At 35.8% G+C, this 20,084-nt stretch carries 19 protein-coding genes and 5 tRNA genes; 20 read left to right on the plus strand and 4 right to left on the minus strand.

The features are described from left to right. The first annotated feature begins 71 nt into the window (after positions 1 to 71). The gene (locus LK994_RS10170; protein ID WP_229759974.1) at positions 72 to 956 is read left to right on the plus strand and encodes an aldo/keto reductase; all 885 of its coding nucleotides are present in this window, start codon (positions 72 to 74) and stop codon (positions 954 to 956) included. Between the two features lie 71 nt (positions 957 to 1,027). Here the strand turns inward: LK994_RS10170 and cysM are convergent, their stop codons facing one another. Further along, positions 1,028 to 1,909 carry a cysteine synthase CysM gene (cysM, locus tag LK994_RS10175; protein WP_229759975.1) on the minus strand — a complete coding sequence of 294 codons (882 nt, stop codon included), beginning with the start codon at positions 1,907 to 1,909 and terminating at the stop codon, positions 1,028 to 1,030. 107 nt (positions 1,910 to 2,016) lie between these two features. Between cysM and LK994_RS10180 the strand changes: the two genes are divergently transcribed. After that, entirely contained in the window at positions 2,017 to 2,733 is a 717-nt protein-coding gene (locus tag LK994_RS10180) for a hypothetical protein (RefSeq protein WP_229759976.1), read from the plus strand. On the opposite strand, the gene LK994_RS10185 is transcribed toward LK994_RS10180, so the two are convergent. Next, positions 2,728 to 3,954, minus strand: a complete 1,227-nt coding sequence (locus LK994_RS10185; RefSeq protein WP_229759977.1) for a 4-hydroxy-3-methylbut-2-enyl diphosphate reductase — start codon at positions 3,952 to 3,954, stop codon at positions 2,728 to 2,730. The two genes, LK994_RS10180 and LK994_RS10185, sit on opposite strands and share 6 nt — an antisense overlap. A gap of 91 nt (positions 3,955 to 4,045) precedes the next feature. Between LK994_RS10185 and LK994_RS10190 the strand changes: the two genes are divergently transcribed. The 7 genes from LK994_RS10190 to LK994_RS10220 all read left to right on the plus strand — a co-directional run bounded on the left by LK994_RS10190 (position 4,046) and on the right by LK994_RS10220 (position 13,522). Next, positions 4,046 to 5,410: an alpha-amylase family glycosyl hydrolase gene (locus tag LK994_RS10190; RefSeq protein ID WP_229759978.1), complete on the plus strand. Its 1,365-nt coding sequence runs from the start codon at positions 4,046 to 4,048 to the stop codon at positions 5,408 to 5,410. Between the two features lie 182 nt (positions 5,411 to 5,592). After that, entirely contained in the window at positions 5,593 to 7,299 is a 1,707-nt protein-coding gene (locus tag LK994_RS10195) for a L,D-transpeptidase family protein (RefSeq protein ID WP_229759979.1), read from the plus strand. A gap of 12 nt (positions 7,300 to 7,311) precedes the next feature. After that, on the plus strand, positions 7,312 to 7,731 hold the full coding sequence (locus LK994_RS10200) for a septal ring lytic transglycosylase RlpA family protein (protein WP_229759980.1): 420 nt from the start codon (positions 7,312 to 7,314) through the stop codon (positions 7,729 to 7,731). 135 nt (positions 7,732 to 7,866) lie between these two features. Next, positions 7,867 to 9,204, plus strand: a complete 1,338-nt coding sequence (locus tag LK994_RS10205; RefSeq protein WP_229759981.1) for an OmpA family protein — start codon at positions 7,867 to 7,869, stop codon at positions 9,202 to 9,204. Between the two features lie 136 nt (positions 9,205 to 9,340). Beyond that, complete coding sequence (dnaK, locus tag LK994_RS10210; protein ID WP_229759982.1) at positions 9,341 to 11,197, plus strand: molecular chaperone DnaK; 1,857 nt, start codon at positions 9,341 to 9,343, stop codon at positions 11,195 to 11,197. A 44-nt stretch (positions 11,198 to 11,241) separates the two neighbouring features. Beyond that, positions 11,242 to 12,384, plus strand: coding sequence for an acyltransferase family protein (locus LK994_RS10215; RefSeq protein ID WP_229759983.1), 1,143 nt, complete (start codon positions 11,242 to 11,244; stop codon positions 12,382 to 12,384). Between the two features lie 7 nt (positions 12,385 to 12,391). Next, a complete protein-coding gene (locus LK994_RS10220; RefSeq protein WP_229759984.1) occupies positions 12,392 to 13,522 on the plus strand; it encodes a hypothetical protein in 1,131 nt (376 codons plus the stop codon). A gap of 1 nt (position 13,523) precedes the next feature. Here the strand turns inward: LK994_RS10220 and LK994_RS10225 are convergent, their stop codons facing one another. Further along, positions 13,524 to 14,543, minus strand: a complete 1,020-nt coding sequence (locus LK994_RS10225) for an acyltransferase family protein (protein ID WP_262907793.1) — start codon at positions 14,541 to 14,543, stop codon at positions 13,524 to 13,526. Between the two features lie 3 nt (positions 14,544 to 14,546). Further along, positions 14,547 to 15,143 carry a riboflavin synthase gene (locus tag LK994_RS10230; RefSeq protein ID WP_229759986.1) on the minus strand — a complete coding sequence of 199 codons (597 nt, stop codon included), beginning with the start codon at positions 15,141 to 15,143 and terminating at the stop codon, positions 14,547 to 14,549. A 96-nt stretch (positions 15,144 to 15,239) separates the two neighbouring features. Here LK994_RS10230 and rpsU point away from each other — a divergent pair, with 96 nt between their 5' ends. The 11 genes from rpsU to nusG all read left to right on the plus strand — a co-directional run bounded on the left by rpsU (position 15,240) and on the right by nusG (position 20,082). After that, positions 15,240 to 15,437 (plus strand): 30S ribosomal protein S21, encoded by a 198-nt coding sequence (gene rpsU, locus LK994_RS10235; protein ID WP_229759987.1) that lies wholly within the window; start codon positions 15,240 to 15,242, stop codon positions 15,435 to 15,437. A 64-nt stretch (positions 15,438 to 15,501) separates the two neighbouring features. Beyond that, positions 15,502 to 16,401: a tyrosine-type recombinase/integrase gene (locus tag LK994_RS10240; RefSeq protein ID WP_229759988.1), complete on the plus strand. Its 900-nt coding sequence runs from the start codon at positions 15,502 to 15,504 to the stop codon at positions 16,399 to 16,401. 200 nt (positions 16,402 to 16,601) lie between these two features. Continuing rightward, entirely contained in the window at positions 16,602 to 16,901 is a 300-nt protein-coding gene (locus LK994_RS10245) for an HPF/RaiA family ribosome-associated protein (RefSeq protein WP_229759989.1), read from the plus strand. Positions 16,902 to 17,248: 347 nt separating this feature from the next. Then, a tRNA-Thr gene (locus LK994_RS10250) sits at positions 17,249 to 17,321 on the plus strand. Positions 17,322 to 17,373: 52 nt separating this feature from the next. Then, positions 17,374 to 17,456 (plus strand) — tRNA-Tyr (locus LK994_RS10255). Positions 17,457 to 17,567: 111 nt separating this feature from the next. Beyond that, positions 17,568 to 17,640 (plus strand) — tRNA-Gly (locus tag LK994_RS10260). 32 nt (positions 17,641 to 17,672) lie between these two features. Continuing rightward, a tRNA-Thr gene (locus LK994_RS10265) sits at positions 17,673 to 17,744 on the plus strand. Positions 17,745 to 17,822: 78 nt separating this feature from the next. Next, complete coding sequence (gene tuf, locus LK994_RS10270) at positions 17,823 to 19,010, plus strand: elongation factor Tu (RefSeq protein ID WP_229759990.1); 1,188 nt, start codon at positions 17,823 to 17,825, stop codon at positions 19,008 to 19,010. Positions 19,011 to 19,110: 100 nt separating this feature from the next. Next, positions 19,111 to 19,181, plus strand: a tRNA-Trp gene (locus LK994_RS10275). Positions 19,182 to 19,279: 98 nt separating this feature from the next. Then, positions 19,280 to 19,477, plus strand: a complete 198-nt coding sequence (gene secE / locus LK994_RS10280) for a preprotein translocase subunit SecE (RefSeq protein ID WP_229759991.1) — start codon at positions 19,280 to 19,282, stop codon at positions 19,475 to 19,477. After that, positions 19,477 to 20,082, plus strand: a complete 606-nt coding sequence (gene nusG / locus LK994_RS10285; RefSeq protein ID WP_229759992.1) for a transcription termination/antitermination protein NusG — start codon at positions 19,477 to 19,479, stop codon at positions 20,080 to 20,082. The genes secE and nusG overlap by 1 nt, the downstream gene beginning before the upstream one ends. The last annotated feature ends 2 nt before the right edge of the window (positions 20,083 to 20,084 follow it).

Here is a 20,084-nt window from a genome sequence, read left to right on the forward strand (position 1 = left end):
TTTATTTGCCGGTATTTTTTAAAAAGCAATCTAAAACAGTATTATCTTTATACACAAGAAAAAATAATAAAATGAAGAAGATATATTTAAGCGATTCCGGCCCAAAAGTTTCAGAAGCGATCTATGGTTTTTACAGATGGACAGAGGAGGAGTTATCAGCCACTAAAATGGAGTCGATCATTAATCTTTGTTTGGAGTTAGGGATCAATACTTTTGATCATGCTGATACTTATGGAGGATATCAATGTGAAGAAGTGTTTGGGAAAGCTATCGCTAATAAAAGTATTAAAAGAGAAGACCTGGTGTTGTTTACAAAATGCGGTGAAAAAATACCTCATCCGAGTAAGCCTGATATTCGTGTAAGGCATTATGATACATCCAGTGAGCACATCATTAAGAGTTTGGATAATTCATTAAAGAATTTGCGTACAGATTATATTGATGTTTTCTTGTTGAATAATTTAGATCCGATCTCTGATCTGGAATCGACGGCATTGACATTACAAAAATTAAAAGAATCCGGAAAGATCAAAAATATTGGAGTAGTGAATTTCTCTGTGTTTCAGCATCAATTATTAAGTTCTTATTTGAAATCACCGATAGTGACCAATCATATTGAATTAAATCTGTTAAACACTACGGCGTTGGATAACGGACAGATCGATTACATCAAACAAAAATATATGCGTCCGTTGGCAACAGCGCCTTTGGCCGAAGGAAAAATTGCTGACAGTACTGATAGGGTACCACTTTGGGTAAGAGCAAAATTGGAAGAACTTTCTCCTAAATATAATGCAGATATTGAATCGATCGCAGTTGCCTGGTTAGTTAAATTGGGGGCATTGCCATTAATTGGTACTACAGACGAAAAACGTATTCGTAATATTGCCAATGCATTTAGTATTGATCTGGATAGACAAGACTGGTACAGCTTGTATAATATTGCAAAAGGATAATTTTTTTGAACGTAGATAAGTTGTTCTGCAACATACAAAAGCCTTAAAGTATTTACTTTAAGGCTTTTGTATTATTCAAATAAATTGGAAGATAGATACCTGTCTCCTCTGTCGCAAATAATACAAACAATTACACCGTTGCTTAATGTTTTGGAAAGTTCAATAGCGGCATGTACTGCACCGCCACTACTCATTCCGCTGAAGATCGCTTCTTCTTTTGCCAAACGTTTTGCCATGGTACGGGCATCGTTTTCGTCCATTTCAATTATGCTGTCTATTCTTCTTTTATCAAAAATTTTAGGAAGATAAGCTTCCTGCCATTTGCGAATACCCGGTATACGTGAACCTTCTTTTGGTTGACAACCTATCACTTGTATACCCGGATTTTGTTCTTTTAAAAATTTTGATACTCCCATGATCGTACCTGTGGTACCCATTGCGGAAACAAAATGTGTAATCGTATTATACGTGTCCTTCCATATCTCAGGGCCCGTGGTCAGGTAATGCATATTGGCATTGTCGGGATTGTCAAACTGATTCAGCATTAAATAACCACCCTTTTTCACTTGCTCTTCTGCGTAATCCCTGGAGCCTTCCATCGATTTCTCTTTAGGAGTAAGGGTGACCTTTGCACCAAATGCCTGCATGGTTAAAATTCTTTCTCTTGTGGCATCTTCCGGCATTACCAATTCGATTTCAATCCCAAACAAACTTGCTATCATGGCCAATGCGATCCCGGTGTTTCCACTGGTAGCCTCTATTAATTTTATACCTTTTTTTATTTCGCCTCTGTCTATAGCTCCTTTGATCATGCCATAAGCAGCTCTGTCTTTTACACTTCCTCCAGGATTATGTCCTTCTAATTTTGCATAAATTTTTACGCCTTTATTTACTGAGATCCTTTTGAGTTCCACCATTGGTGTATTACCTACTAAATTTAAAATGCCTGCCATATGCTTCTTTTGAATACCAAATTTATGCGATAATATCAGAAAAGCTTTCAAAAAATAGGGGTTATTGGGTATTGACTGGTATAGATGTTTACACGATTTTTGATAATATGGAAAGTGGGAACAATGGATATCAATTAAGATTTCAGCAAAACAGCAAAATTGCACTGGTATTAGTGGTTGTGCCGATTGTTGGTGTTCTGCTGATGTTGTTCCCTTTAGCGTTCCTGAATGTAGAGATACCGGAATGGGGCCTGTTTACCATCATAATGATCGGTATCATATTTATAGTAGGATTTACAATTTACCTGGTCATCAATAAAACTGTTGTAGATTGTAATGTAACAATTAATGCAGATGGTTTTCGGTATGAATTACAGGGAGCATCATTCATGTACCCACGTAAAATTTTTTTTAGTACTTGGGATAATATTTCAAATATATCAGACAGTACTGATACTAAAAGTTCACTTACTTTTTATCAGGTTGGATTTATATCACCAGCGTTTACGGCCACATTTAATTTTAGACAGGGGTATGAATCAGATGTGCATTTTTTTTGGAGTGATCTGCAACGATATAAAAATCACTACAACATACAGCATGGGAAAATGAAACGAATCGGCAGCAAAAACTTTTATGACGCCGGTTGGGCATGGCTGCTTACTCAGCTTATTTACCTGATGCTACTGTCGATAGCTGTAATAAAATTTAACTATCCCGATCTGCTAAGTTGGTGGCGTATTACAGGCTTTGTGTGTTTTGCTTTAATATGGTTGGTCAATTACCATACAAATCGAAAACAAAAAAATAATCAGTCATCATAAAAAAGCAGTTATTATTTCTGCGGTTTTTTTTGATGTCGGAAAATAACTGACCAGCTTTTCAATAACTCCTTCAACCAATGCATCGGGGCAACTTGCTCCACTTGTTATTAAAATTTTCACGGGTTCTTTATGATGTAAAAAATCACTCGTTGTCACTTCCTTTTTGGTATGATAATTATAATGAATGATCTCTGAAGATGAGATCATTTTATCTGCCGAGTTAATAAAATAAGTAGGTAATTTTTCTTCACATAATTCAACAAGATGTGAGGTGTTGCTGCTATTGTAGCCGCCTACAACAATCGCCAGGTCGGCAGCAGTCTGTAATAAACCATATACAGCGGTTTGGTTGTCATTCGTTGCATAACAAAGCGTGTCTCTTGTGTCGGCAAATCTTTCTTCTATTGTATTCGGCTGCAAAGCGTATTTTTCTGTCATTACTTGTTTTAAGAAATCAGCAATAGCTTGTGTGTCACTGGCAAGCATGGTAGTCTGGTTGACGACGCCAATTCTTTGCAGATCTTTCTCGGCATTAAAACCATCTGAATATTTTCCTTCAAATTCTTTGTAAAATTCATTGATACTTTTCTCTCCGGTAATGTATTTGCTCAAAGCGATCGCTTCCTGCATGTCGTTTACCACTACCGTTGGGGTGTGGAAAGCAGCATGAGAGAATGTGGCCCTTGTTTCTTCATGTGTAGGCTTGCCATGTACAATAACAGTATAATTTTTTTGTGCGATCTGTTCACTTCTGTTCCATACCTTTTCTACAAAAGGGCAAGTGGTATTATATTTTTCTGTCGGGATCCCGATCTTGTTCAGTTTCTCTTCGATTGCCAATGTAGTGCCAAATGCAGGGATGATCACCACATCGTCTTTTGTTAGCGTATCAAAAGAAACCAATTGTTTGCCATAGGTGTCCTGCAAAAATTGTACACCTCTGTTTTGCAGGTCGGCATTTACCTGTGGGTTATGGATCATCTCACTCAATAAAAAAATTTGTTTGCCGGGATTTTCTTCAATCGTTCTGAAAGCTATGTCAATAGCATTTTCCACTCCATAACAAAAGCCAAAATGCCTGGCCAAATATATCTGTACCGGGCCAAAGTCCAGCAGGGTAGAACTAAAATCCTTTTTCATTTTGTCCTCCTGCTTACGTTTTTTCTTAATAGCTGCAATTAAAGGACTTCGGTAAAATAGCGGAACATCAAATTGTTTCATAGCATTATATAACTTTTACAAAGGTACAAACTGAGCGGGTATAAATTTGATTTAAAAATGTGTACATTTGACACGTTAAAAAATTGTTTGCATGAAAAAAATACTATTTCCGGTAATGGCAAGTCTTTTATTATTAGCTTGCAATAACCAACTAACAAAAAAAACAACGTCAAGAATGAGTTATAAAAAAGCTGATTGGATACATAATACAGATGTATATGAAGTGAACCTACGTCAATATACCCAGGAGGGAACTTTCAACGCATTTGCTAAAGAATTGCCACGATTAAAAGAAATGGGTGTGTCAACATTGTGGTTCATGCCAATTACTCCTATTTCAAAAAAAGAAATGAAAGGATCAATGGGTAGTTATTATGCCTGCAGCGATTATACTGCTATCAATCCTGAGTTTGGAACACTGGAAGATTTTAAAACATTGGTTAAACAAGCGCATAGCATGGGTTTTAAAGTGATCATAGATTGGGTTGCCAACCATACGGGCTGGGACCACGTTTGGACAAAAACTCATCCAGAATATTATGAAATTGATAGTGTTACCAATGATTTCAGAAGAGCAAGTGGTATGGATGATATTATAGAATTAAACTATAGAAATAAAGATCTGCGTAAAGCAATGATCGATGCCATGAAGTACTGGGTAACTGAATGCGATATTGATGGATATCGTTGTGATCTTGCTTTTTGGGTAGAATTGGATTTTTGGCTGGAAGCCAGAACAGAATTAGAGAAAACAAAAACACTTTTTTGGTTGGCTGAAAATGATGCTATAGATAATCCTCATTATTACCAGGCATTTGATGCTTGTTATACATGGACATGGATGCATAAAACAGAAGACTTCTATAAAAAAGATCATGACCTTAAAGTATTAGAGAATTTATTATATCAATACAATAGTGCAGGAGGGGATCAGGCTATTAAATTATGGTTCACTACCAATCATGATGAAAATACCTGGAACGGCACTGAATATGAGAAGTACGGAGATGCCGCCAAAGCATTGGCTGTATTTAGTTTTACATGGGATGGTATTCCACTTATTTATAGTGGACAGGAATTACCCAATCATAAAAGATTGAAGTTTTTTGATAAAGATGTAATTGAATGGAATGGTAAATATGAATTACAGGGTTTTTATCATACGTTGTTGAATTTGCATAAAAATAATCCTGCATTAAGAGCAGGTGATGCCGCAGTTACCACTTATATGCTTCATACCAATGCAGATAGAAAAGTATTGGCTTATCTGCGTAAGAATGGAGATCATGAAGTGTTGGTATTATTGAATATGAGCAATGAACCTGTGCATTGCACAGTTAATGATGAATATCTTACCGGCAAATTTAAGAATGTTTTTAATCAAACAAATGAAGATCTTACCGCTAAAAAAACTTTTGATATGCAACCATGGGAATACCTGGTGTATGAAAAATAATTATATAACTATTGGGTATACAAAGGGGTTGATATTATCAATCCCTTTGTTGTTTATGGAACTACCGTTAAAACCTTACATAATTTGAACTATATTTTTTTATATACAGCTAATTTCATTAACTTCAAATAGTTATCTGTTCAAAAACAAATACAATTTTTGAACCTCTGTAGATTTTATATATGAATCGATACAAAAGCCTCACATTTCTTTTTGCTGTATTATTGTTTTGTGTGTATGTGTCGTCCTGCAACAATTCACCCAAAAAAGAAAAAAAGGATACAGTAACTACTCCTGATAAAATAGATGTAAAAACAGCGGAATGCATTAAGCAGTCCTTGGCATTTGCGATGCTGCACAGAGGGGCAGTAAATGATTCTGTTAGATTGAAGCTTACTTTGGTGGTGAATGATTTTTATGAAAATAATCACTATGCCAATATCTGGAGCAAGAAAGAAAAATGGGAGCCGCTGGCAGATACCTTGTTTGAATATATTAAAAACGCTGAGTTGAATGGGCTCTTCCCCAATGATTATCATTTTAAGAATTTACATGCGTTAAAAAACCTCCTCGATGCTGATTCTGTAAAACGAATGGATGCGTTATTATGGTCAAATGCAGATCTTATGCTGACTGATGGGTTAATGCTTATAATGAAAGATCTAAAGGATGGCAGACTTTTGCCTGATAGCATTTCTTTAAATCCTGATAGTGTTCTTGCTGCAAATTTCTTTGTAGAAAATTTGAATCAGTTATTGGTAAAAAAACAATTTTCTTCTTTATTAAATACGATCGAACCAAAACATAAAGGTTATTGGAGGCTTAAAACTGCCTTAAAGAAATTTGTTGACAGCATGGACAGGAAAGAGTACACTTATGTAAAATATCCATATAAAAAAAATGATGAAAAAGACTCTCTGTTATTTATTAAAATGATCCAGCGGAGATTAAATGAAAGTTATTGTATCGATTTTATAAATAAGATGCCTGACTCACTTCAATTAAGTACAGCAATAAAAAAATATCAAAAACAAAAGGGGATAAAACAAGATGGCATTATAACCGGTTCAATTGTAAATATGATGAACAATACGGATACAGAGAAGTTCAAACGCATTGCTATTACACTTGACCGGTATAAGCAACTTCCTGTTAATATGCCAGAAAAATATATTTGGGTAAATCTACCTGGATATTATTTGCAGGTTTGGGATCATGATACGCTGGCGCTTGAATCAAGAATAATTTGCGGTAAGCCTGCAACACGTACGCCGCTGCTTAACAGTTACATCACAGATATGGTTACTTATCCAACCTGGACAGTACCTACCAGTATTATTGTGAAACAATATCTGCCTAAATTGAAAAATAATCCCTCCTATATATCCAAACTTGGATTAAAGTTGATGAATGCGAAAGGAGAGACCATTGATCCATCAAGTGTAAGTTGGAGTAAATATTCGAAAGGGATTCCTTATAAAATAATGCAGAATAGCGGAGACAATAATGCATTGGGTGTTTTTAAATTTAATTTCGATAATGAATATGCGGTGTATCTGCATGATACCAATCAGCGATATCTTTTTAAAAATGCATCAAGAGCTTTCAGTCACGGTTGCGTTCGAGTACAGGAGTGGGAAAAACTGGCTTACTACATTGCCCGTAATGACAGCTTGAATGTAAGGCCCGGAGATACGCTAAGATATACAACAGATTCTATTAAAAATTGGATAGCAGCTAAACAGCGTAAAAGAATAGATGTAAAGAATAAGGTAGCACTGTACATCAGGTATTTTAGCTGCGATGAGAAAGACGGAAGTATTAAATTTTATGATGATATCTACGGAGAAGATAAATTGTTGAGAGAAAAATATTTTTCAAATAAATAGATAAACCATTACATGTCGCCAAACAATCAACCTATATCATTGAGCATTTTGTTCAGGCTTTTTGCTGTGCTGCTATTTTGTAGTGTATTGTCATTCCAACTGGTCGCTCAGTCAAAAAAAAATGTAGGTAAAGTATTATATGGCCAGGCAAGTTTTTATGGAAATAAATTTAATGGGAGAAAAACAGCCAGTGGCGAAGTATTCAGTCAAACGAAATATACCTGTGCTTGTAATGCATTACCGTTAGGGACATGGGTAAAAGTGACCAATTTACGTAATGGCAGATCAGTTATCGTTAAAGTTAACGATAGGATTCATCCCAAAGTGCGACGAGTGGTGGACTTAAGTAAAATAGCAGCTATGAAACTGGCATTTGTTGCATCCGGGCTAACCAGAGTTAAAGTGGAGGTTTTGCCTAAGGGTAAATATTAAATCAATCATTTGCAGCTATAATTGTATTTTTGTGGTCATAAACTGTTGAAAAGTTCGCAGTATTATACGTGTATTAAATTTCAGGTTTTCGGTTCAAGCTACTATTTTTGTTACACATTAAAACTATCGTTTGTTATGAAAAAAATCTTGTTATCATTTTTTGTATTGGTATCATTGACAAATACTTATGCTCAAAATGAATATAAAAAGCCTGCTTCATTAGGAGTGCATTTCTTTTACAATGATTTCACTACTGCATCAGAGATCCGTACTACTAGTATGGTAGATGTTTTGAAAGCGGATAATTGGTATAGAACTTCCCGTATGTCTCCGGGCTTAGCTTTAAGTTATATACAAGGGCTTAGCAATCATGCTGATTTTGCAGCAACTTTATCTGGGTCATTTGTTGATTATCCAGTGCCAAACAAACCTGCTTTTTTTACTAAAGATCTGTTGCTGGAATTGGCTGTAACAGCTAACTTGAAATTGACTTCAGATAAATATGCAGTTTCTCCTTTCCTTACTTTGGGTGCCGGTGCGTCTAAATATAAAGGGTATTATGGAGCATTCGTTCCTGCAGGCCTTGGGTTGCAATTTAATTTATGGGATGAAGCATATTTGTTGATCAACTCTCAATATCGTATTCCAATTACAGAAAATGGTGCATATCACCTCTATCATAGTTTTGGTGTAGCAGGTCCTCTTGGTCCGGTAAAGAAAAAAGTTAAGAAAGTAACCCCTCCTATACCGGTAGTAGAAGCTCCAAAAGACAGAGATGGCGATGGCGTTATAGATGCCGATGATAGTTGTCCTGATGTAAAGGGGCTGGCTTCATTAAAAGGATGTCCTGATACAGATGGAGATGGTATCACAGATGCCAGCGATAAATGTCCGAATGTTTCCGGTTTAGCTAAATATGAAGGTTGTCCTATTCCTGATACAGATAATGATGGTATTAATGATGAGACTGATAAATGTATTTCAGTAGCAGGGGTGGCTCGTTATGGCGGTTGTCCTGTGCCTGATACAGATAATGATGGTATCAATGATGAAGAAGATAAATGTCCTTCAGAAGCTGGTATAGCCGCAAATTACGGATGCCCTGAAATAGCTAAAACCACTGTTGAAAAAATCAATGTAGCTGCTCAAAACATTTTCTTCGCAACCGGTAGTGCCAAATTGTTGCCTAAGTCATTCAAATCTTTGAACGAAGTAGCTAAAATATTAAAAGATAATCCATCTTACAACCTAGATATAGATGGATATACTGATAATACAGGTACAGTTGAAAAGAATCAGGTACTTAGCGAAAACAGAGCCAAATCTGTTGCGGATTATCTGAAAAGTAAAGGTGTGGAAGAAAGCAGGTTAACTGCAGAGGGGCATGGTATTGAGTCTCCGGTTGCTGATAATAAAACAGCTGCAGGAAGAGCTAAGAACCGCAGGGTTGAGCTTGGGGTTAAGAATTATTAGTATTATCATTTACGATAAGCGAAGAATATCAGGGAAGTGGGTTTATACAACTCACTTCCCTTTTTTGTTGCCTCTATTATTCGTTAACTTTGCCATTCGTTTTAAGTGTACAACAAGAAAATAAAGGTTTACGGAAATGGCTAAAATAGCAATCAACATAGCAACTGGTAGTTTACAACAACCCGAGATAATAGTGGGAATTGACCTGGGCACTACAAATAGTCTGGTCTCTATCATTCATCCGGATACAAAAAAGCCTATCGCACTGAAAGAGCATGACAGTAGCTCGCTGGTGCCATCAGTTGTTCATTTCGGAGAAGCAGGAGCAATTACAGTCGGTGAAGAAGCGAAAAAATATTTAATAACAGAGCCGCATAATACTGTTTTCTCTGCAAAGAGGTTAATGGGGAAATCGTATAAAGACATTAGCGACAATGCTTCTTTCTTTTCATATAAAGTAATTGATGATGGCACAGATAATTTAGTGAAGGTGCAGGTCGGAGATAAATTTTATTCTCCCATAGATCTGTCTTCTTTTATTTTAAAAGAATTAAAACACAGAGCGGAGCATATTTTAAAAACACCCGTAAATAAAGCTGTGATAACTGTTCCTGCATACTTTAATGATGCCCAACGTCAGGCAACAAGAGATGCCGGGAAATTGGCTGGTTTGGATGTATTGCGGATAGTAAATGAACCCACTGCAGCAAGTTTAGCTTACGGGTTGGGGTTAAACAAAGAAGCGGAAAAGACGATTGCTGTGTACGATCTGGGAGGTGGTACATTTGATATATCCATCCTGAAAATAACCAATGGGATTTTTGAAGTGTTATCCACCAATGGTGATACTTATTTAGGAGGTGATGATATGGATAATGCGATAGTGAAATACTGGTTACAGCAATCAGGGGTAAGCGAAGATGAACTAAAACAGAACAAAGAATTAACTCAGGCTATTCGTTTAAAAGCGGAGGAGGCAAAGAAGCACCTTTCTTTGAATGATACATTTACTGCAGAATTGAACGGAGATGCGTTATCAATTACCAGGGCAGATTTTGAACAGTTGATCCACCCGCTGGTTGATAAAACCCTTGCATGTTGTAAAAATGCATTGAAGGATGCAGGATTGAAAACTTCTGATATAGATGCGATCGTAATGGTAGGAGGTAGCACCAGAGTGCCGGCTGTAAAAAATACCATCAGTAATTTCTTTGGTAAACCTGTAAATGATTCTGTAAATCCGGATGAAGTGGTAGCATTAGGAGCTGCTATTCAGGCTGATATTTTAGCTGGAAATAATAAAGATGTTTTATTACTTGATATTACTCCGTTAAGCTTGGGGATAGAAACTGCAGGCGGATTAATGGACGTGTTGATCCCAAGAAATTCAAAGATCCCTAACAAAGTAGGCCGACAATATACTACCCAGGTTGATGGACAAGATAGTATGCGTATATCTGTATATCAGGGAGAAAGGGATCTGGTGCAGCACAACAGGAAACTGGCAGAATTTAATTTAACAGGCATCCCAGGTATGCCGGCGGGCATGCCTAAGGTAGAAGTGAGTTTTCTGATCAATGCCGATGGGATATTGGTTGTAAAAGCAAAAGAATTACGTAGTGGAGTAGAGCAGAGTATAGAAGTAAAATCTCAGTATGGATTAACAGATGCAGAGGTAGAGCAAATGCTGATGGATTCTATTGCACATGCCAAAGAAGATATAGCCACGAGAGCCTTAGTAGAAGCCAGAACGGAAGGAGAGCAGTTGTTGCAGACAACAGAAAGATTTATTCAGAAAAATGCCGCACATCTTACCAAAGAAGAAATGATGGAAACTGCAGGAGCTATGCAAGCGTTGCAGCTAGCGATTACAATGGAGGATAAAAATTTGATACAAACCAAGATTGAAGCATTGAATGATATTTCACGTCCATATGCCGAAAGGATCATGGATATTGCTGTATCGTCTGCAATGAAAGGGAAAACTATTTAATTGCGTCTATATAAAGTAAAAATATTATTTTGTGCAAATCTATTATGAGCGCAAAAGTACATTTCTCGGGATTAGACGGCTTGCGATTTATATCCATCACTTTTGTGGTGCTTCATCATCTCTTCACATTTAAAGCTAATTTCGGTTTTACGGCCATTGATCTTCCTGTGTTAGGAACAATAGGATATTACGGAATACAGTTTTTTTTTGCAGGAAGCGGTTTTCTAATAACCTATCTATTACTAAGAGAATATGGTAAATATAATACAATCTCATTAAGGTCTTTCTATGCCAGGCGTATACTAAGGATATGGCCTGCTTATTATTTATTGATCATACTGGCATTAGTTGTTGTATTAAAATACCCCTTTTTTAATATCCCCGATCTAACAGATACTTATCTGCAAAGCAATTTTCAAAAAGGCAATTTATTGTATTTTTTATTTTTGCCTCATATTGTACCTTTTAGTTTTCCCACTACTCCGTATGTACATCAAACTTATACAATAGGTATAGAGGAGCAGTTTTATTTTATTTGGGGGATGATATTTTTTCTTATTCCGAAACTGACCAAAAGGGTTTTTATCGGCGTGCTATTGGGTATTGTAGTAATAAATTTTTCGCATGATTATTTTTATGAAGTACTGAAGAAAATGGAGCACATAAAGGCAGTAGATATTTTTCTTCGAACGGCCACCTATATTAAATATTGCCGGTTTTCTACCTTTGCGATAGGATCACTTTTTGCGTTTGCTTTTTTTCAACATAAAAAATGGATACAAGTATTTAAGTCTGTTTATTTTCAGCTATTCGTTTATGCTTTACTGGTAAGTAGCATCTGGTTCGATTTGTATATTCCCTATTGCAGGGATGAATATATATCCTTAATAATGCTTTGTGTTTTTGGGATAGCTGCTTTCAAAGAAACTTCTATAATAAACTACAGTGCCAGCTGGCTTTCTTTTTTGGGTAAAGTATCTTATGGTATTTACCTGTTCCACATTTTTGCAATAATATTTGCCATTAAAATATGCAACAATGTTTTTCATTTAAGTTTCGATAACTACACAGGTATGTCATTGCTGATCATTGTGGCAATGTTGCTATCTGTTTTATTTGGAATTATATCTTATTATACGATAGAAAAATTCTTTTTGCAGATCAAGAAACGCTTTGAAAAAGTTTAATTCATCAATGAAAAATTTTATAAATAAACTTTCAGATAAACAAGATTACTATGCAGTAATTATGTTGTGGCTTGTATTTCAGGCAATATGGATAGCTGTTTTTGGATTTGATTTTCAGGGGGAATCGGATAAGTACATTACAGAAGCAAGGTTATTTATAATCAATCATGGGTTTACCCAACAACGGTATATTTTTTATTCAACAACCATATTAATAATTGTATGTAGTAATTTGATTAAGATGGGTGTATATGGAGCTGTTGCTATAATTATGTTGATCAATCTTTGCAGCTATTTGTATTTCTTTAAAGCAATCAAAAGTTTTTATGTAGAAAAATACCCGGCATATCTGCTTCTGATTTTCTTATTGTTTTTCTGGCCATACCAACGTTGGTCAATCACATTGTATACAGAAGGAATATTTTATAGTTTGGTGCTTGTGTTGTTTGCATTGTTAATTCGCTATCGTGATCTGTCTGCCAGATTTTTATTGGCACTTTCAGCGGTAATGACTTTGCTGGTACTTACCCGACCAATGGGAGTGTTGTTTATTGTTCCTGTGTTGATGTTTATATACTTTCATCTTGTCGGCAGACAAAAGGTCATTTTTCTTATTGGGCTGATTGTAGGGTTAGTATTAATCAATCAGGTGGCACAGGTTGTATTTACAACTACCAGAGATTGGAGTATGGTTCAGGCATTGCAATCAGATATTATCATCGCAGATAAAGAGGTTATTCCGGTAAATAAAAATATTGTTATTACGCAAAATCCCAACCAGTTATATCAACTCGTCTTCTATATCACTCACAATTTTTCTCACTTTATTATGTTGGCTTTAAAACGCCTGCAGGCTTTCTTTTTTTTGGTAAGAAGTTATTATTCGACGGCTCATAATGTTTTTTTATTGGCTCCGGTGGCACTGGTATATCTGCTTATAATTTCTCGGGTTAACAAAATCAAGAAAGCCATCAATAAGTCTTTACTGGTATTCGTTGTTTTGTCTGTAGTGTTTTTTGCAGTGGCAGTGGCATTGCAATTCGATGATTATCACAATCGATTCTTTCTTACGTTGATGCCTTGCATTACAGTCCTGGCATCTGCAGCAGTTTTTCAAATAAAGAGCAGTGAAATGTAAGCTATCTTTTTTTATTCTTCATCAGTATAAATGGCTTTTCAATATAAGCCCATGAGGCCATGGCCAATCCGGTAGTAATTAATAAAGTAAGATAGAATAACCCATACGCAGAAATGGGAAAACTTGAGATCTTAAATAACATTTGCTGTACCGGAAAGGCAAAAATGTATAATCCGTATGACAGGTCTTTTTTGATCCATAGCTTTATTAAATTGGAAAACCCAAACAAATAAACTGGCAATGAAAGCAGCGGTAATAATAGAAATGACGGGTCGAAGTTTGGTAAATTGATCAGCCTGAAAAGCATATATGCAGCTGCAGAAGAAAATAAGATTAAAAGAACTTGCTGTTGATTTAATTTAACAACGGCCACAAAACAGCCCAGATAAAAAATACAGATAAGATTAAGATGTCTGTGCAAATTTCCGTCAGTATTAGGTTTAAATGCCAGTAATAAGATGCATATGATCATGACCAACGCAGCGATATATGCAAAAAGCTTTTTTCTCTTTAGCATTCCCAGGAAAAGAAAAAGTGCTAAAGACAGATATAGGAAAAGTTCCACCTCAATACTCCAAAGTGATGCATTAAAGCTATGTGTATTATAAAAATTATCAGTGAAAACTCCTGGCAGATTCATCCGGATCCTGAATCCTGTCATTGTATATAAGTACTTCCAGGTATCGCTATTTGCGAAATAATCAAATACACTTAACTGGGTGAAAATTGGCCCGATAATGAAAACACTGATCAATACCAGCGCTACTAAGGCAGGGTATATCCTGTATATTCTCTTTCGTAAAAAGACAATTACATTTCTCGAATCTAACGCACTTTTTGTAACAAGCAATCCGCTGATAAAGAAAAAAATACTCAATCCAAATGCTGAGGCTTCAAATTGACCATTGGTTATGGCATTTACCGGTTCGTTGTATACTTCTCCCGCCACATAAAATGAATGAGAAAAGATTACAAGTATTGCCCCAAGTAATCGTAAAAAATTAAAATTATTATTGTACAAGGTTTACTTCGTTTTTGTAAGGCTTAAGGTTCGTTGTAAGTATTTACCTATAATATCAAATTCAATATTTACCTGGTCATTCAGTTGTACATATTGTATGTTGGTATGATGGTAAGTATAAGGTATAATGGTTACTGTGAAATTTTTTCTAGAAACATTAAAAACAGTAAGACTGGTTCCATTTAATGTAATAGAACCTTTCTCAATGATGAGGGCAGCGAATTTTTCGTCAAATTCGAAACTAAAGTCCCAACTGCCATTTTTTTCTGCAATTGTAACACATTTAGCTGTAGTATCAACATGGCCTTGTACAATATGTCCATCCAGTCGCCCATTCATTAGCATACATCGCTCAATATTCACAATATGCCCAACTTTCCAATCGTTCAGGTTGGTTTTAGATAGAGTTTCTTCCACCGCTGTTATTTGGTGTACTTTGTTGCTGATTTTCTCTACGGTGAGGCATACGCCGTCATGAGCCAGGCTCTGATCAACTTTAAGTTCATCAGCAATGGCCGATTCGATAAGATAGGTCTTGTTGGTACCCGAAAGAATTATCTCTTTTACAACACCTGTAGTTTCAATAATACCGGTAAACATCAGCCAAAATTCGGAATTCTTTTCAATAATTTCGTTTTTTAAAAAATTATTATATCTTTGCACTCTTAAAAAAAACTACCAAAGGAGGTATATCAAATGTTAATTATCGATTCTAAAGATTGCGAAAACATAGACAAGGCTTTAAAGAAGTACAAAAAGAAATTCGAAAAAAGCCGTGTTTTATTACAGTTAAGAGACAGACAGTCTTTTACTAAACCGTCTATCAGACGCAGAACTCAAGTGTTAAAAGCTGTTTACAAACAGAATATAGCAATTGGTAAAATAGACATCTAAGTCGTCTGTTTTATTTACAATATTTTAAACTGATAACCTTGTAACTTTGGTTATCAGTTTTTTTATGTCCGCCAATCAACAAAGCATACAGTCATTTTTAGATTACCTTAAATTCGAAAAAAGGTATTCCCGGCATACTGTGATATCCTATCAAACCGATTTGATTGCTTTCTTTGATTTTATTGAGCTGCAATTTGGAACTACAGATATCGCATCCATTCATTCAAGTTTTATTCGAAGTTGGCTTGCCGGTCTTAAGGATCAGGCGATGGAATCAAAAACTATCAACAGGAAAATATCTAGCCTAAAATCCTTTTTTAAATACCAGCTAAAGAAAGGAATCGTGAAGGTTAGCCCTATGACTACGATCATCTCACAAAAAGTAAGCAAACGGCTACCCCAGTATGTGGAAGAGAATGATATCGCCACTTTATTTAATTATGTAGAGTTTCCGGATAACTGGGCGGGGAGAACAGATAGATTACTATTACAGTTATTTTACAATACGGGGATGCGGCAAGCGGAGCTGGTAAGCCTTAAAGAGTCTAATATTGATAAAAGTAACAGTTCATTAAAAGTATTGGGTAAAGGAAATAAAGAAAGGGTATTGCCTGTCAGTAATGAATTAATGCAGTCGATATTATTTTATATAGAAGCCAAAAGAACAGAATTTGAAGTTTTTGATAAAGAAGTATTACTTATAAATAATAAAGGGGTAAAGTTGTATCCTAAATATGTTTACAATTCTGTAAAAAAATATTTAACTGAAGTAACTACTATAGATAAAAAAAGTCCTCACGTTCTACGGCATAGTTTTGCAACACACTTAATGAATAACGGAGCCGATCTAAATGCTGTAAAGGAATTGCTTGGTCACAGCAGCCTAGCCGCTACTCAGGTATACACACACAATACGATCGAAAAATTGAAAGATGTATATAAAAAGGCACATCCAAAAGCTTAATTTTCAACTGCTTTCACAATAAAATTTCCGCTTATCAGTTTATTATGTTATAAACTGGTTTTTTTTTGGAAATATGGGTTTTAAAAATTAACTTGTATTCAGAAAGACCACATCATTAAATCCTAAAATCTGTTTTATGTAGTAAAAAGTTTACCTGATTTTCTCACACTATTGTTAACAGTTTAAAAAACAAGATTGCCATGAACGTAAACATTCAGACTGTGCATTTTGACGCAGACGCAAAATTAGTAACCTATGTAGAAAAAAAACTTTCAAAATTATTCCAATTCCATGATCGAATCACAAAAGTTGATGTGTACTTAAAATTAGATAACGTAGTTCACAACATTAAAGACAAAGTAGCCGAGATTAAAGTTCATATTCCTAAATATGATTTCTTTGTAAAACACTCTTCTAAATCTTTTGAAGAAAGTTTTGATGAGGCTTTAAACTCAGTGATAACACAGATAAAACGAAAAAAAGAAAGACTTGCAGCTTAAAAATACAATCCCGCTTTTAGCGGGATTTTTTATTAGATTTATGGATTCATTTAAATTTTTTTTTCATTCTTTCAGTCACTTTTTTGAGTAGCACAGTCATTTTTATAAGTTTTTGACCAGCAATTAAAAAGGATGAATTGCTCCTGTTATTCACATTTTTATTTTTTCGTGTAAAAAAATCTTTTACAAAGTTTTTCTATTAATCAAATATACTTACCTTTGCCTTCCCAAAAAATAAGGTGCCTTTCTAAGGGGCTTATTTACAGGGGAGTTCTTTATAAGAAGGTTTAAGGGTTTGAAGGTCAAACGTTCAACGTTTTCAACCTTTTAACTTTAAACGATTTGATGCCGAAGTAGCTCAGTTGGTAGAGCAGCTGATTTGTAATCAGCAGGTCGGGGGTTCGACTCCCTTCTTCGGCTCAATTTATTTAACCGCCTAAAGTGTATAGAAAATATTAATTTTAGGCTAATTGGGTAGATGGCCGAGTGGTTAAAGGCGACAGACTGTAAATCTGTTCACGTAAGTGTACGTAGGTTCGAACCCTACTCTGCCCACGAATCGATTTGGAAATGAGCCAATTTGGTGATTTGAAAATGAGATGTTCTTTGTAATAGAAGGTTTTAAAATTGGTAAATCACCAAATTTCCAAATCTTCAAATTGATTAGCGGAAGTAGCTCATTTGGTAGAGCGGTAGCCTTCCAAGCTTCAGGTGGCCGGTTCGAGCCCGGTCTTCCGCTCAGTTTTTTACCTTGATAAGGGGTGCTTATTAGCCGTGGTAGCTCAGGGGTAGAGCACTTCCTTGGTAGGGAAGGGGTCGTGAGTTCGATTCTCACCTATGGCTCAACTAAATAAAATTAAAGTCGATGGTTACAGACTTAAAATGAAAACCAATTTCAAAACAAATATTAAAAATTAAACAATGGCAAAAGAATCTTTCAAAAGGGATAAACCCCATTTAAACGTTGGTACTATTGGTCACGTGGATCACGGTAAAACAACACTTACAGCCGCTATAACCGATGTTTTGTCAAAAAGAGGTTTAGCGGAAAAAAAGAATTATGATGATATTGATGGAGCTCCGGAAGAAAAAGAAAGGGGTATTACCATTAATACAGCTCACGTTGAGTATGCTACTGCTGCTCGTCACTACGCTCACGTAGATTGTCCGGGTCACGCCGATTATGTTAAGAACATGATCACTGGTGCTGCTCAAATGGATGGTGCTATCTTGGTTGTGGCTGCAACTGATGGTCCTATGCCTCAAACTAAAGAGCACATCTTGTTGGCTCGTCAGGTAGGTGTACCTCAAATCGTTGTTTTCATGAACAAAGTTGATTTGGTAGATGATCCTGAATTATTAGAATTAGTTGAAATGGAAATCCGTGAGTTGTTAAGCTCATATGGTTTTGATGGTGATAATACTCCAATCATCCAAGGTTCTGCAACTGGCGCTTTAGCTGGTGAAGAAAAATGGATCGCTAAAATTAACGAGTTGATGGATGCTGTTGATAGCTACATTCCTCTTCCTCCACGTTTAGTTGATTTACCTTTCTTGATGAGTGTTGAGGATGTATTCTCTATCACTGGTCGTGGTACCGTTGCTACTGGTCGTATCGAAAGAGGCCGTATCAAAGTTGGTGAAGCGATTGAAATTGTAGGTTTAATGGAAAAACCATTAGCATCTACAGTTACTGGTGTTGAGATGTTCAAAAAATTATTAGATGAAGGGGAAGCTGGTGATAACGCAGGTCTTTTATTACGTGGTATTGAGAAAACTCAAATCCGTCGTGGTATGGTTCTTTGCAAACCAGGTTCTATCACTCCACACACTGAATTTAAAGGTGAAGTTTACGTATTAAGCAAAGAAGAAGGTGGACGTCATACTCCATTCTTCAATAAATACCGTCCTCAATTCTATTTCCGTACTACTGACGTAACTGGTGAAGTTACTTTAAATGCTGGTACTGAAATGGTTATGCCTGGTGATAACACATCATTAAATGTTGTGTTGATTCAACCAATCGCAATGGAAAAAGGTTTGAAATTTGCGATTCGTGAAGGTGGCCGTACCGTAGGTGCTGGTCAGGTTACTGAAATCGTTAAATAAGCAAAAAGCGTAAGCTTTTAGCTTAAAGCAAATAAAATTTGTATATTTGCAACATATTCTAAAAGCTGTTTCGATACCCTCGGAATAGCTTTTAGCTTTTACGGGCATGGTGCAACGGTAGCATACGGGTCTCCAAAACCTTTGATCTGGGTTCGAATCCTAGTGCCCGTGCTAATTAATTTGATGATTAGCTGATTTGATGATTTGGTAATGTGTTACTACTTCTAATCATCAAATTATCAAATTACCAAATTTTCAAATTGGAAAAAATGAACAAATTAACAACATACCTGAAAGACTCTTACAAGGAGTTGGTAGAAAAAGTAACTTGGCCTGGTTGGGAACAACTGCAGCAGTCAACAATGATTGTTTTAGGTGCAACCTTATTCATTACGGCTATTGTTGCTTTAATGGATTTTGTGGCTAATGGATCTTTAAAATTTATTTACTCTTTATTTAAAAACTAATGGAAGAAATAGTTACACCAGCTGCTGCTCAAGTTGCGCCGGAAAAAGAAACCCGTTGGTATGTTCTACGTGTGGTTAGTGGTAAAGAACGTAAAATTAAAGAGTATCTGGATAAGGATATCGTACGTAATGGCTGGGTTGACATTATTAAACAAGTTTTTTTACCGGTAGAAAAAGTATATAAAGTTCAGGCTGGGAAAAAAGTGATGAGAGAAAGGAATTTCTATCCTGGTTATGTAATGATTGAAGTTACTGCCGGCAAATTGAATGATGATATCGTTCAGCATATCAGCAATATCAGTAATGTAATGCACTTCTTAACCGATGGTAAAGGAAGTAAAGGAAATATCATTTCTTTACGTAAAGCCGAAGTGAATAAAATGTTGGGTAAAGTGGATGAAATGGGAGAAGCAGGAGGTGTTGTGATGAGTGAACCATTTATTGTCGGCGAAACGATCAAAATTATTGATGGGCCATTCAATGACTTTAATGGTGTGATTGAAGAAGTGAATGACGAGAAGAAAAAATTAAAAGTACAGGTGAAAATATTTGGTAGAGCTACACCTGTTGAATTGAATTATATGCAGGTTGAAAAACTTAGCTAGTT

Origin of the sequence: Ferruginibacter lapsinanis, from assembly GCF_020783315.1 — a bacterium.
GTDB lineage: Bacteria > Bacteroidota > Bacteroidia > Chitinophagales > Chitinophagaceae > Ferruginibacter > Ferruginibacter lapsinanis.